Origin of the sequence: Desulfogranum marinum, assembly GCF_016918565.1 — a bacterium.
GTDB classification, from domain to species: Bacteria; Desulfobacterota; Desulfobulbia; order Desulfobulbales; family Desulfobulbaceae; genus Desulfogranum; species Desulfogranum marinum.
Genome location: NZ_JAFFQD010000020.1, coordinates 64,766 through 77,589, shown reverse-complemented (window position 1 = coordinate 77,589; position 12,824 = coordinate 64,766). Strand labels below are relative to the sequence as shown.

At 47.9% G+C, this 12,824-nt stretch carries 14 protein-coding genes; all 14 read left to right on the top strand.

Annotation, left to right across the window (positions count from 1 at the left end; genetic code table 11):
• The first annotated feature begins 7 nt into the window (after window positions 1-7).
• The 14 genes from flgB to JWH17_RS12305 all read left to right on the top strand — a co-directional run bounded on the left by flgB (window position 8) and on the right by JWH17_RS12305 (window position 12,813).
• Window positions 8-421, top strand: coding sequence for a flagellar basal body rod protein FlgB (gene flgB / locus JWH17_RS12370; RefSeq protein WP_205222936.1), 414 nt, complete (start codon window positions 8-10; stop codon window positions 419-421).
• 41 nt (window positions 422-462) lie between these two features.
• The gene (gene flgC, locus JWH17_RS12365; protein WP_205222935.1) at window positions 463-894 is read left to right on the top strand and encodes a flagellar basal body rod protein FlgC; all 432 of its coding nucleotides are present in this window, start codon (window positions 463-465) and stop codon (window positions 892-894) included.
• 4 nt (window positions 895-898) lie between these two features.
• Window positions 899-1,195: a flagellar hook-basal body complex protein FliE gene (fliE, locus tag JWH17_RS12360; protein WP_205222934.1), complete on the top strand. Its 297-nt coding sequence runs from the start codon at window positions 899-901 to the stop codon at window positions 1,193-1,195.
• Window positions 1,196-1,273: 78 nt separating this feature from the next.
• The gene (gene fliF / locus JWH17_RS12355) at window positions 1,274-2,872 is read left to right on the top strand and encodes a flagellar basal-body MS-ring/collar protein FliF (RefSeq protein ID WP_205222933.1); all 1,599 of its coding nucleotides are present in this window, start codon (window positions 1,274-1,276) and stop codon (window positions 2,870-2,872) included.
• Window positions 2,873-2,975: 103 nt separating this feature from the next.
• On the top strand, window positions 2,976-3,989 hold the full coding sequence (gene fliG / locus JWH17_RS12350) for a flagellar motor switch protein FliG (protein WP_205222932.1): 1,014 nt from the start codon (window positions 2,976-2,978) through the stop codon (window positions 3,987-3,989).
• Window positions 3,976-4,767 (top strand): FliH/SctL family protein, encoded by a 792-nt coding sequence (locus tag JWH17_RS12345; protein ID WP_205222931.1) that lies wholly within the window; start codon window positions 3,976-3,978, stop codon window positions 4,765-4,767. Before fliG ends, JWH17_RS12345 begins: the two co-directional genes overlap by 14 nt.
• Before the next feature lie 83 nt (window positions 4,768-4,850).
• Complete coding sequence (locus JWH17_RS12340) at window positions 4,851-6,224, top strand: FliI/YscN family ATPase (protein ID WP_205222930.1); 1,374 nt, start codon at window positions 4,851-4,853, stop codon at window positions 6,222-6,224.
• Between the two features lie 59 nt (window positions 6,225-6,283).
• Window positions 6,284-6,715, top strand: coding sequence for a flagellar export protein FliJ (gene fliJ, locus JWH17_RS12335; protein WP_205222929.1), 432 nt, complete (start codon window positions 6,284-6,286; stop codon window positions 6,713-6,715).
• Between the two features lie 25 nt (window positions 6,716-6,740).
• Window positions 6,741-7,265 (top strand): MotE family protein, encoded by a 525-nt coding sequence (locus tag JWH17_RS12330; protein ID WP_205222928.1) that lies wholly within the window; start codon window positions 6,741-6,743, stop codon window positions 7,263-7,265.
• A gap of 5 nt (window positions 7,266-7,270) precedes the next feature.
• Complete coding sequence (locus JWH17_RS12325; RefSeq protein ID WP_205222927.1) at window positions 7,271-8,878, top strand: flagellar hook-length control protein FliK; 1,608 nt, start codon at window positions 7,271-7,273, stop codon at window positions 8,876-8,878.
• A gap of 16 nt (window positions 8,879-8,894) precedes the next feature.
• Complete coding sequence (locus JWH17_RS12320) at window positions 8,895-9,605, top strand: flagellar hook assembly protein FlgD (protein WP_205222926.1); 711 nt, start codon at window positions 8,895-8,897, stop codon at window positions 9,603-9,605.
• Between the two features lie 169 nt (window positions 9,606-9,774).
• On the top strand, window positions 9,775-11,064 hold the full coding sequence (locus JWH17_RS12315; RefSeq protein ID WP_205222925.1) for a flagellar hook protein FlgE: 1,290 nt from the start codon (window positions 9,775-9,777) through the stop codon (window positions 11,062-11,064).
• 225 nt (window positions 11,065-11,289) lie between these two features.
• Window positions 11,290-12,054, top strand: coding sequence for a motility protein A (locus JWH17_RS12310; RefSeq protein ID WP_205222924.1), 765 nt, complete (start codon window positions 11,290-11,292; stop codon window positions 12,052-12,054).
• Between the two features lie 15 nt (window positions 12,055-12,069).
• Window positions 12,070-12,813: an OmpA/MotB family protein gene (locus JWH17_RS12305; RefSeq protein ID WP_205222923.1), complete on the top strand. Its 744-nt coding sequence runs from the start codon at window positions 12,070-12,072 to the stop codon at window positions 12,811-12,813.
• The last annotated feature ends 11 nt before the right edge of the window (window positions 12,814-12,824 follow it).

The following is a 12,824-nucleotide window of genomic DNA, read 5'->3' as shown; positions in this document are numbered from 1 at the left end:
ACAATGAATGCCCCTTTTACAACAGCTCGACTCCACCTCGCAAATGCTGCAAAAAGTACTGGATTTACGTGCAAAAAATCAGCAGGTTATCGGCTCTAATATAGCCAATGCAGAAACACCTGGTTACAAGGCAAAATCGCTGGAATTTGAAGACCAACTCAAGAGTGCCATGTCAGGCGCACAGAACGGACCTGTAACTACTCACCCGAATCACATTCCTCTTCAATCCACAAATTTGGCACAAATAGAGGGAACGATGACGACTAAAACGGATAATACCGGGATCGGTGATGAAAACAGTGTGAGTGTGGACCAGGAGATGGTGAAACTCTCTGAAAATCAAATCCTTTACGAAACAGCAGTAACTATGCTCAAGAAAAAGCTGTCTCTACTCAAATACACCATTAACGGTGGTGCGTAACTTGCATAACTTTTAACAAACATTACTCCGAGGAAAGACGTATGGATATATTCACCACTTTTGACATCGCAGCTTCCGGGCTTAAAGCACAGCGAACCCGTCTTAATACAATCAGTTCCAATATGGCCAATGCGGAAACTACATCTACGCCTGAGGGAGGTCCTTACAAAAAAAAATCGGTTGTTTTTCAATCAGAACCGGTTTCTTTTAAAAACCAACTCCGCCAATCGCTTAACAACCAGGCTGAGGGCGTAAAAGTGGCCAAAATTATAGAAGATAATGAACCACCACAACAAATATACAACCCCTCGCACCCGGATGCCGATGAAGACGGTTATGTCGGCATGCCCAATGTCAGTATACTCAAGGAAATGGTTGATATGATGTCGGCCACACGCTCCTATGAGGCTAATACCACTGTCATTAAATCTGCTAAACGAATGGCTATGAAAGCCCTTGAGATAGGAGGATAAGCATATGCTGCCCATTCAAAACCTGCCTCCGCTAAGCTTGAATCCGCCCCAGACCAAGGCCTCTGAAATGAGTGAGGCAACCACGTCTTTTCAAGATATGCTCAGCGGCATGGTTTCCAATGTCCACAATCAGGAACAACAGGCGGACAGAGCCATCCAGCAATTGCATGCAGGAGGAGAAAAAAACCTTCATGAAGCCATGATTTCCATGGAACAGGCTGACATTGCCCTGCGATATATGGTGCAGGTAAGAAACAAGGCTCTTGAAGCGTACCAGGAAATATCGAGACTCCAGGTATAAACAACACATATATTAGATAACGGATCAGTACCTTTCACCAACACTATGTCCAACCTGAGAAAACGTTAAGGAAGTTTTATGGCAGAAGAAAGCACTAGTCCGGCAACCCCTCAAAGTGGATGGCGAGCTCTCGTTTCCACCCTTAAGGGTTGGCCATTATCACGAAAAATTGCTCTGGTAGCTGCAGGGGCAGTGACCTTGGCCCTGTTTGCGATGATAATCATCCAGGCAAGAACAGCGGACTATCAACTGCTTTACGGCAACCTGGACCAACAGGACGCTGCTTCCATGGTGGAATGGCTGAATGCGCAGAACATTCCCTACCAACTCGGTAACAACGGTCGCAATATCCTCATCCCCAGTACCAATGTGCATGAAACCAGGTTGAGCCTTGCCTCAGCCGGCCTCCCTCAAGGTGGAGGCGTTGGATTTGAAATTTTCGACAAACAGTCTTTTGCCCTGACGGATTTCGTCCAAAAGGTTAATTACTCAAGGGCGCTACAAGGGGAACTTGCTCGTACAATTGCCACTCTCGGTCCAGTGGAAACAGCCCGTGTCCATTTGGTGCTCCCGGAAAAACGCCTTTTTAAAAACCAGCAACAACCAGCCACGGCTTCTGTAATTTTGACCCTGGCATCAGGGAGAAGATTAAAGGAATCTCAAGTCGAAGGCGTTACCCACCTTGTTTCCAGTGCTATCGAAGGCCTTGGTCAGGACAACGTAACCGTCATCGACCAAAACGGCAATGTGTTGACCAAAACCAGCGATCGTAATATGGTCGGGAATCTTTCACCGGATATGCTCCAATTTCAACTTCAGGTGGAGCAGCACCTGGAAGAAAGAGCTCAAGCCCTGCTCGACAAGGCCCTTGGAGCCAAAAACGGTATGGTTAGAGTCACAGCAGCACTGGATTTCGCCCATACAGAAAAGACAGAAGAACTCTTTGACCCGGAAGAGCCTGTTATTCGAAGCGAACAGCTTAACGAAGAAAAATCAGGCTCTGAAATTGTTGGCGGCATTCCCGGAGTACAGTCAAACCTGCAAGGCAACACCAACCAGGCTGCAGGGGCAACGCCTCCATCGTCACGTTCTCAAAAAACCACCAACTATGAGATCAGCAAAGTTGTGTCTAAAACCATCAATCCGGTGGGAACGGTAAAAAGGATATCTGTGGCGGTGCTTGTCGCGGACAGGGTTATTCCAGCTACACAAGATCAACCCGAACAATCGGAGCCGCGAACGGAAAAAGAGCTGCTGACCCTGGAAAAAATGATTGCTTCAGCCCTAGGCTTGGATAAGGCAAGAGGTGACAAAATTGAAGTAACATCCATGCCCTTTACCGAGCCACCTAAAATTGATGAAGCTGAAGCGATTGCTGCTGCTGATATTTACCAATACATGCCTTTAGTCCGCTATGGGTTGCTGCTCATTGGCGGCCTGCTGGTTTACTTTCTGCTGGTGCGGCCGATAATTAAAACCTTGAAAGGTGAAGTCACCCAGTACAATAAAACCGTAGAAGAGATGGAAGCTGAAACAGTAATAGGTCGGAAAGAAGCTGAACAAAAAGAAAAAGAAGCATTAATAATGCAAGATCCGGTAATGCGTATCCGTAAAAGTATTGATGCCAACCCTGTTTTTAGTGCGCATATTCTTAAAAACTGGATGGAAGGGTCCTGATCCGTTGTTGCAACCTGTTCAAAAGCATTCACCAGACCCTCTTTATCCCTTTTCTGAAGGTATATTTTTTTGATGTATAATATAACCCCCTCCCTGAGATTGTATGGCAGCAGCTGATAAACAACTTGACGGTGTAGGCAAATCAGCAATTTTACTCATGTGCCTTGGTGAAGAAACTGCCGCCAAACTCATGCGTGAGCTCACCGATGAGGAAATATTTAAAATTTCCAGATACATGGCCACGGTTGAACATATACCGCAAAAGGTAAAACAGCGGGTTTTGGAAGATTTTGAATTAGCCTTGGAAAGCCAGGCCGGTGTCGTTGTTCGCGGTCAGGAATTTGCAAAAAAAACCATTGCCGGTGCCGGTGACCAGGACAGGGTTTCCAATCTTATGCGCCAGTTTATCTCCGGCACCGAGGGGCGACCGCTTGAAACCATTTCCAAAATGCAACCACCAATGGTCGCGGGACTACTGGAAAGAGAACACCCACAGACCGTTGCGTTGGTGCTGTCAACGCAGACCCCTGAACATTCCAGCGCCATCATTGCCAACCTGCCCGAGGATAAACGGGCGGATGTGATCTACCGGATTGCCACCCTCGACAGCGTTTCACCAAGTGTTATCAACCAGATAGAGGAGGCCCTCAACAAGGAGATCGGAGTTGTGGTCAGCCAACAGGACCAGCGCCAGGTTGGAGGCATCCCCAAAGTTGTGGAAATACTCGACAACCTGACCGACAACATGGATGCCGATATTTTAGACAATCTGGAAGAAGTTGACCCGGAAATGGTGGAAGATATCAGGAAACTGATGTTTACTTTTGAAGACCTCAGTGTACTCGATGGCCGCTCCATGCAAATGATTCTCAGGGAAGTCAACAATGACTCACTGACCCTGGCTCTGAAGACTGCTTCCGATGAAATCAAGGAGAAAATCTTTTCCAACATGTCAGCACGCGCGGCAGATATGATTAAAGACGACCTCGAAGCGCTTGGCCCTGTCCGCCTCTCAGAAGTTGAAGCCATGCAGCAGACTATCGTCAAGATAGCGTTGAAGCTCGAGGAGGAAGGCAAGCTTGTCCTCGGTAGAGGAGGCGGAGATGAGCTCGTCTAAGATTTTCAAGGAGGATCCATCCTTTGTGCCGAAGACCCTTATTCAGGAAGTCATTACCGAGACGGCACCTCGCCCAGAGGATACAAAGCAACCTTTTGAAAACCAAAACAAAACAGACCGGCCAAACATAGAGGAGGAACAGGCAAAGGTGCCGCAACCAGAGGTTGCGCCGAAACCTGAACCGTCCTCACCACCCCCTCCTCAACCTAAGCCTGAGATCGATATCCAGGCGCTCAAGCAGGAAGCCTATGACCAGGGAGTAGCGGATTGTACTGCCGGCCTGCAGCAGGAAGTGGAATTGGCGGTCAGTGCTTTTCACCAGGCTTGTCAAAAAATTGGCATCATGCATCACTCCCTGCTCGAACGATACCGTAGTGATATTATCAATACCGTTATCGGTCTCTCCCAAAAAATAATTGGGCAAGAACTAATAACCAACAGAGATGTTATTGCCAAGACGCTGGAAAACGCATTGCAACAGGCCATTGCCGGCGATGAGTTCATAGTCACCATTCATCCCGATGACCTGAATGCAGTTGAACATACCAAAAATGAACTCAAGACCAAAATCCGTGGCCTGAAAAATATTATCATTCAAACCGATCAAGAGGTGTCCCGGGGCGGATGTCTTATCGAATCGAAAACCTGCTCTGTAGATGCCACGATTGCAACCCAACTTGAAAGTGCACGGGAATTTCTTGAAGAAAACACCTTATCTCTTGATGAAAATGGTGATACGCCTGACCCGCCGCCGGTTGCGCAAACAGAAGTTCTCTGACCCTGCCCTTCTATTTTCAACACTTGTAGCCCTGTATATGAAGGGTAACGCCACCTACCCCTGAAAAGGAGACATTCCAGGCAATGCTTTTTCCAGACAACACCTTGTTTGACAGCTTTTCACCAATCAGAGTGTACGGTAAAGTACAACGCATCGTCGGCCTGGTCGTAGAAGGCTCCTGTCCCCATTCCTCCATCGGCTCTCTTTGCGAAATTTTACCCATGCAGGGAGGGGCACCGGTAGCTGCAGAAATTGTCGGTTACAATAGTGACCAGGCTCAACTGATGGCGCTGGGAGAACTCAGAGGGCTACGTCCTGGATGCCTGATCAGGGTCAAAAAAGAGCAGGCCACGGTCAGGGTCGGGAACGATCTGCTTGGCCGGGTTATTGACGGTATGGAGAATCCGGTTGATGATGGCCCGCCCATGCACCTGTCACACGAACAACCACTGTACGCTCTTCCCCCCGGCCCCATGATGCGCGATACTATTAATCAACCGTTGGATCTTGGTATTCGAGCCATCAATGGTATGCTCACCTGTGGAGTTGGGCAACGAATGGGCATCATGGCTGGTTCAGGTGTGGGAAAAAGTGTCCTCCTCGGCATGATGGCAAAGTATGCCAAGGCCGATGTCAACATCATTGCCCTTATTGGCGAGAGGGGCCGAGAAGTACGTGAATTCATTGAACGCGATCTCGGCAAAGAGGGACTGAGCAGATCTGTGATTATTGCCGTGACCTCTGACCACTCTCCTCTCCTGCGAATGCGAGGAGCCTATCTTGCTACTGCCATTGCCGAATTTTTCTGTAAGCAAGGAAAAGATGTCCTCCTGATGATGGACTCGGTGACCCGTTTTGCCATGGCAATGAGAGAAATCGGCTTATCAATTGGAGAACCCCCCACAACAAAAGGGTATACCCCTTCAGTTTTTGCCACCCTCCCCAAACTGCTTGAGCGAGCAGGAAAATTTAAAGATCAAGGCTCAATAACCGGGCTTTACACTGTACTTGTAGATGGTGACGATCTCACTGAACCGGTAGCAGACGCTGTTCGCTCTATCCTCGACGGCCACATCGTCCTTTCACGCAGCATTGCTGCTAAAAATCATTACCCGGCGATTGACATAATGATGTCCACCAGCCGTGTGATGCGTGACATAGTAAGTCCCAGACACATGGAATTGGCAGGAAAAACAAGAAACGTGATGGCAACGTACCGAGAGTCTGAGGACCTGATAAACATTGGTGCCTATGCAGCAGGCAGTAACCCAAAAATTGACTATGCCATTTCCCGCATTGATGGCATTAATCAATTTCTTACCCAGGGTATTAACGAATCATCTCCTCTGGAAGCATCCATTGCAAGCATGGGATCCCTGGTTAGTGACCGTGAGGGAAAAGAACGACGGCGTCCCGGACGGAGAGGCAAAGAGAGAAGAAAAAAAGTTACGGAGTAATACCCGGCGCTTCAAAAATACATCAAAGATGTTATCAACCCTGTTAATAGTTACAAAAGATGCAGCCTTTTAAACTTGATGCCGTTATCAAATTTCGTAAACAGCTTGAGGATACTGCCAGGCAAAATCTTTTTACAGCACTTGAAAAAGAGACCGAAGCGCAGGCTGTTCGCACCCGCCACCAACAAGACCGTGATCACCTGTATCTAAGGCTGCAGCAGGAAAAAGAACAGGGGACCACCGCCCCTCGACTCATCATGCTGGAAAATCGAATAGCTCTTGTCAAGGAACAGGTCTCTGCCGCCGACCAAGGAGTACAAAAAGCCGAAAGAGAAGTAGAGAGTAAAAGAAAAGCCCTTCTCAAGGCAAGTCAAGACAGGAAAGTAATCGAAAAAATGAAAGAAAAACAAAACAATGCCTACCAAGAGCATCTCAATAAAAAAGAACTCGCCATGCTCGATGAACTGGCAGTCCTTTTTCACAAAAAATGAAACCGGGTAAGGAGAACTCAAAGATATGAAGCAGATACAACTCATTATTTTTTATGCGTTCTTTTCTCTCTTCTTTGCCGGCATTGCCACAACCGGCATCGGAGCGGACCAGGATGAACCGTCATCTGTGGATAACGGAAACAACTATAGATCAGTTGAGGAAAGACGACTGCTTGTCGCTTTGGAGGAGGAGCGGATTAACCTCAAGAATGAAAGAGAAGAACTCGCAAAGAAAAAAAATACACTAAAGAGATTGCAGCAAGAGGTCGATAAGAAACTAGAAGAATTGAAGCAACAACGCATCGAACTGGAAAAACTGCTTGCTGAGAAGGATGCTCAGGAGCTGCAAAGAATCCAGGAATTAAGCAAGATGTATGGAAAAATGGGTGCTGAAAAAGCAGCCCGTGTTTTCGGCAGCCTGGAGCAAGATCTTGCTGTTGCGATACTAGCTAAAATGAAGACGAAATCTGCAGCAAAAATCCTCAATAACATGGATCGTGATAAGGCTGCTGCTCTGACGACTGCTTTTTCAACTCTGGAGACACCATAAGAATCATGCAGCCTCTCCTTTCAACCCCAGGCGAATTTCTCGCACCGACGCCATTGGGAAACCAGCCAACGGGTTCGCTCTCTGTCGGAGAGGAAAGCTTCTCACAGCACCTGGCCAATGAAACGGCACGAGAGTCAACTGACTCGTCTGAGACTGAGGCGCAATTGCTAATGGCCGGGAATAACGTGAATCCAACCAACCAGGTATTGGAAGCTCAGCAATCAACTTTACTCAATACTCAGGCTCAATCACTACTACTCGATACTCAGGTTGAGCTACAACCACTCGATGCTCAAATTTTATCTGGAGAAAACAACAAAGCGGCATCGCCTCTTATGGTTTTGCTGGATAAACTTTCGACCCAAAAAAGTGTAACTGGTCCACTTGCAGGTGATGCCCAATCCACTTCACCCATCAGTGCACCCCAAAAAAATGCCAGCCAGCCGGAAGGTGGCAATGCTCAGCCCCAGAAAGCATCGGCTCTCCAGCAACAACTGGCAGCACTTTCCGAAATATTGACACCGGCGCAACCTGCTGCAACCAGTGCTAATAACGACACCCCTCAATCCATGTCGCAGGCAGTGATCTATACCGCTTCGGAATTAACACAACCTCGCTCTACACTGTCGCCAATCGCCACCCCTTCTTTCCCGGGTAACGAATCTTCTTCATCAGTGGTGGTGGAACAATGGAGTGCAACCTATAAGCCCATCCAAACGCAACCGACCAACCCTGAGAACACAACCGCAGTATCAGCGACGCCGGTTGGTGAAAATGTTATAAAAACTAAAAACGGACAGACCATCACTATCTATCAATCCAGTGACAACGAAGAGATGGCCGTAACAAATCCATTGGCCGGCCGCCCATCGACTGTCGACCAAAGTGGTCAACGTCAGGACGCCAACAGCAATTACATTCATTCCAACCTGCCCAGCAATACGGGGAAGACGGCTCTGGAGGCAGGAGTTGAGCAACAGGCTAAAAGCGGTGGTGAACAACAACCTGATCCCAAGAATATGTCCACCTCCAGCGAACTTACGGCAGAAACTCGTCTCAGCAAAGATACCGCTCCTGTACCATTTACGCTTGACAGCGTGGTTGCCGCAGCGTCAGCACCGACCTCACCCACAACTTCTCCCGGAACAGGTCTTATGAAACTGCCTTCAGGTGCAACCTTTCAGCAGAGTGCGGTGGTTGACCAGGTCATTAATCACTTTTCCGGTGCCCAAAAGCTTGAGTCAGGCTCTATCCGTCTCCAACTGCATCCACAGGAACTGGGGGAGCTACGAATGGAGATAGAGGTAAAGCAAGATAATGTCAAAGCTCATATAACCGCACAAAACCCTCAGGCTCAAGAAGCGCTGGAACGCCACTTGCCGCGACTCCGCGAAACGCTGGCACAACAAGGGCTGCACCTCAATAACGTCGAAATTTCCGTAGCAGCCGGCGAACAATACGATGGAAACCATTTCCAACAGAACAATGCCCGACACCAATTGGGCAAAAGTTACCGGCTCGGCAATGTTTCAACCACAGGCATGGCCGCCAGTACAGACGAAGAGCCCAGCCTTGTCAATGAGAGCCAACATAGCTTAAGCGTTACAGTCTAGACAGAGGAGAACCACCATGGCCGATATCGGATCCATTACCCAGCAAAATATATCCTCAGCAACCAGCGGGACGAGTACAACGGAAAAAAACTCTCTTGGACAGGAAGAATTCCTGACACTGCTGGTTGCCCAGTTAGAAAACCAGGATCCGCTAAACCCGACGGATGCGACTGAATTTACGGCCCAATTGGCACAATACAGTCAACTAGAGCAGCTCTTTAACCTGAACACGGCCATGGACGAAATGACCTTGGCCCAAAACAACTCTCAACGCATTTCAGCGCTCTCTCTTATAGGCAAAGAGGTGCTGGTTTCTGGAGATACCTTCAGCTTTGATCAGCAGCCGGTTGAAATAGGGTACAGGATTGATGACACTGTTACCGAGGGAACGCTCCGTATAGAGGATTCCACCGGCGCAACTGTTGCTACCATTGAACTTACCGATCTTGACCAAGGGAATCACACCATCACTTGGGATGGAAAAAATGAAGAAGGCGACTTTTTTTCTTCAGGCACCTACACTATCGATATCCAGGCTACGGGTGCTAACGATTTATCAGTCGCGGCAGTTACGGCGCTCATTCGCTCTGAAGTGACCGGCGTAAAAATGGATGGAGGTACCCCTAAACTGGAAACCAGTTCCGGTTACTACGCCATTGATGAAATACATGGAGCCTACGACCAAAGCACACAGCAACCTGAAAATGCCGAACCAACGGATGGCTAGGTAAGCAGTTCAGATGTTCCACCAAGTCAAGAACAACAAACAATCTCTGCAGCAACGGATGGCTCGGGGATAATTGAGGATGTGTCGGCAGCAGTATAAGCATGAAAAGCACATTCAACTGGTAAAAATACAACAATTATCCAACCTATAAGCCACGCAGGAGGATGCAATGGGCATTCAAAGTGCAATGTTCAGCGGAGTAAGTGGTCTCAATACCAACTCCCAAGCCATGACCGTTATCGGTAACAACCTGGCCAACACCAACACTCTCGGATTTAAGGGCTCGCGGACCGTTTTTTCCGATCTTTTATCCAGCAGTGTGTTCGGATCCGGCGGAAGTTCGCAGGTCGGGCGTGGTGTAGGCCTTTCTACCGTCGACAACATATACAGCCAAGGAACTTTTGAAACCACCTCTTCCGATACGGACGTGGCAATCGAAGGAGAAGGTTTTTTTGTGGTCAGCGAGCTTGGCGTCGAAACCCAACTTTATACCAGAGCCGGCGCATTTCGATTTGATGATGAAGGATACCTGGTTAACCCTGAAGGGTATGTTGTTCAAGGCAAGCAATTCCTTGCCGACGGCACTCTCGATGGCGGTGATCCAAGCGATATACAGGTCGCAAGTACCGGTCTAATTGAAGCCAGGGCTACCACCGAACTGACCTTTGAGACCAACCTGGATGCCAACGCCGATGAAATAGGAGTAGGTGTTGCCATAAACCCTGAGGACAATGCCACCTACAACTACTCCGCATCCAGCACTGTCTATGACTCCCTCGGAGAACAGCACCTTGTCACAGCCTATTGGCAGCTGGAAGAAACGGCTACCAACACGTGGAACATGGCCTATACCGTTGACGGAGCTGACATCACAGCCATTGGTGATCAATTAACCTTTGACGGCAATGGATTATATGATGCCGACTTGGACGGCAACCCTGATGGTGTGGCAGACGACCCGCTGACCGTTGCTATTCCCGTTCCCGCTGATGGCGACTGGGATAACGGTGCAGAAGCAGGCCAGGAAATTGACCTGGTTTTTGATTGCACCCAGTTTGACAGCGACTCTGTGGTAATCGGTCAGAACCAGGACGGCTACGGAGCAGGGGAACTGACCAAGGTGGGAATTGGAAATGATGGAATAGTTATTGCGTCCTACTCTAACGGTGAGCAGGTAAATGTTGCCCAACTGGTCCTGGCTAAATTTCAAAATACAGGAGGACTTGAACTGGCCGGATCAAATCTCCTTTCGGCCACAGACGACGTAGGGACCATTCGTATTGGGTTGGCCGGTGCTGAGCTTGGAAACATCTTTACCAACTCTCTTGAGCAATCCACTGTGGATATGGGTCAGGAATTTGTTAAAATGATTACCACCCAGCGTGGCTTTCAGGCTAATTCAAAAATCATCTCCACTGTTGATGAAATGCTCAGCGAATTGATCAATCTTAAACGATAAAATTCCCTGTCAAATTTCTGGCTCACAACTGCACTGTCACCTCTTGACAGTGCAGTTCCCCTTGCCTTTGTAAGCGTTCACAAAGCAACCTCCTTTTGTTCCACCATTTTTATCAACCTTTCCTGTTGGCTTCCTTTTTGCAGCTTGTATTTGACCATAGTTTTAGGTACACTTTTCTATACCCATTACAATCCATAGTAACTCTCACGTACCAGGAATCAACACGTGGATATTGCAACCATAATAGGAATCGTAGCTGCATTTGGTTTAATGCTGATGGCCATCCTCCAGGGTGGCGGCGTTGGTATGTTCATCGATGTGGCCTCCATACTTATCGTTTTTGGAGGGACTGCAGGGGTTGCCCTGATTAACTTTCCCTTGGGAGATGTTATCAGCGCCCTCGGGGTTGCCAAAAAAACTATTTTAATCAAAGAGGCAAACACCAACGAACTGATTGCCCAGCTCATGGAATTTGCCAACAAAGCCCGTAAGGAAGGCATCCTTTCTCTACAGGGATCCATCGATACAGTTGAAGATCAATTCTTGGTCAAGGCCCTGCAGATGGCTGTTGACGGACAGGAACCAGATGATCTGAAAGCGATGCTCAACACCGAAATTGATTATATCCAGGAGCGGCATAGTGGAGGTGCGGAAATATTCACTTCGCTTGGCACTATTTCCCCTGCCATGGGTATGGTAGGAACATTAATTGGTCTGGTGCAGATGCTGCAAAACATGAGTGATCCATCTTCTATCGGCCCGGCCATGGCAGTAGCTCTTTTGACAACTTTTTACGGCGCAGTTCTGGCAAACATTCTTTTCAATCCCATGGCTGGTAAACTTAAAACCAGATCGAAAACAGAATTACTGCAGAAGACTGTTATTGTCGAAGGGATGGAATCCATCCTTTCCGGGGAGAATCCAAGGGTAATGGAACAAAAACTACACGCTTACATTGCCCCCAAAATGCGTGAATCTGTCTTCCAGTAAAATACGGGACGAATCATGGCAAAAAAACAGGAATGTCCACAAGGTGTTCCAGAGTGGATGGTGACCTTCAGTGACCTCGTTACCCTGCTCCTTACCTTTTTTGTACTTCTGCTCTCCATGGCCAGCATGGATCCGATTAAATTTGTCCAGGCCAAATCATCGATAAAAGATTCCTTTGGCTGGAGAACCACAGCAGCGCCTAAAAAGTTCTCTATCCCTGTCATTCAGTCACCACCTGAATCAAAGTTCACCCCCATTCCCAGAGAAACCAAAATAACCTATTTCAAAAAGATCAAAAATGACCTGGAATTGACAAAACTCATGGACGAGGTAGAAGCAGTACAAAGGGATGACGATTCCATCGTTCTCCGTATCAATGACTCTGTCCTCTTTGACAAGGGAAAAACCAGCCTGAATCCGTCTTCGTATCCGCTGCTGCGAAAAATAGCCGATATCGTTCGTCCCCTCCCCATGACCATGCGCATCGAAGGGCATACCGACAACACGCCAACGTCCCTGGCTGCAACCACCAACTGGGATATATCTGTGGCCAGAGCCGTATCTGTAATGCGTTTTTACAACCGGGGACAAATTTTTTCCATCGACCGAATGGCTGCTGTCGGTTATGGCGCCACAAACCCACTGGTTCCCAATACCACCGATGAAAACAAAAGTAAAAATCGAAGAGTGGAGTTTATTTTAAATAGTAATCGTAAGGTTGATCAGTATAATCGCCCTACCAGTAAAATTCCCTTTTAATCACTGAGGTA

Bases quoted from the DNA above. Each gene is read 5' to 3' on its own strand.
- flgB (WP_205222936.1), top strand. From the start codon at position 8: ATGCCCCTTTTACAACAGCTCGACTCCACCTCGCAAATGCTGCAAAAA.
- flgC (WP_205222935.1), top strand. From the start codon at position 463: ATGGATATATTCACCACTTTTGACATCGCAGCTTCCGGGCTTAAAGCA.
- fliE (WP_205222934.1), top strand. From the start codon at position 899: ATGCTGCCCATTCAAAACCTGCCTCCGCTAAGCTTGAATCCGCCCCAG.
- fliF (WP_205222933.1), top strand. From the start codon at position 1,274: ATGGCAGAAGAAAGCACTAGTCCGGCAACCCCTCAAAGTGGATGGCGA.
- fliG (WP_205222932.1), top strand. From the start codon at position 2,976: ATGGCAGCAGCTGATAAACAACTTGACGGTGTAGGCAAATCAGCAATT.
- JWH17_RS12345 (WP_205222931.1), top strand. From the start codon at position 3,976: ATGAGCTCGTCTAAGATTTTCAAGGAGGATCCATCCTTTGTGCCGAAG.
- JWH17_RS12340 (WP_205222930.1), top strand. From the start codon at position 4,851: ATGCTTTTTCCAGACAACACCTTGTTTGACAGCTTTTCACCAATCAGA.
- fliJ (WP_205222929.1), top strand. From the start codon at position 6,284: ATGCAGCCTTTTAAACTTGATGCCGTTATCAAATTTCGTAAACAGCTT.
- JWH17_RS12330 (WP_205222928.1), top strand. From the start codon at position 6,741: ATGAAGCAGATACAACTCATTATTTTTTATGCGTTCTTTTCTCTCTTC.
- JWH17_RS12325 (WP_205222927.1), top strand. From the start codon at position 7,271: ATGCAGCCTCTCCTTTCAACCCCAGGCGAATTTCTCGCACCGACGCCA.
- JWH17_RS12320 (WP_205222926.1), top strand. From the start codon at position 8,895: ATGGCCGATATCGGATCCATTACCCAGCAAAATATATCCTCAGCAACC.
- JWH17_RS12315 (WP_205222925.1), top strand. From the start codon at position 9,775: ATGGGCATTCAAAGTGCAATGTTCAGCGGAGTAAGTGGTCTCAATACC.
- JWH17_RS12305 (WP_205222923.1), top strand. From the start codon at position 12,070: ATGGCAAAAAAACAGGAATGTCCACAAGGTGTTCCAGAGTGGATGGTG.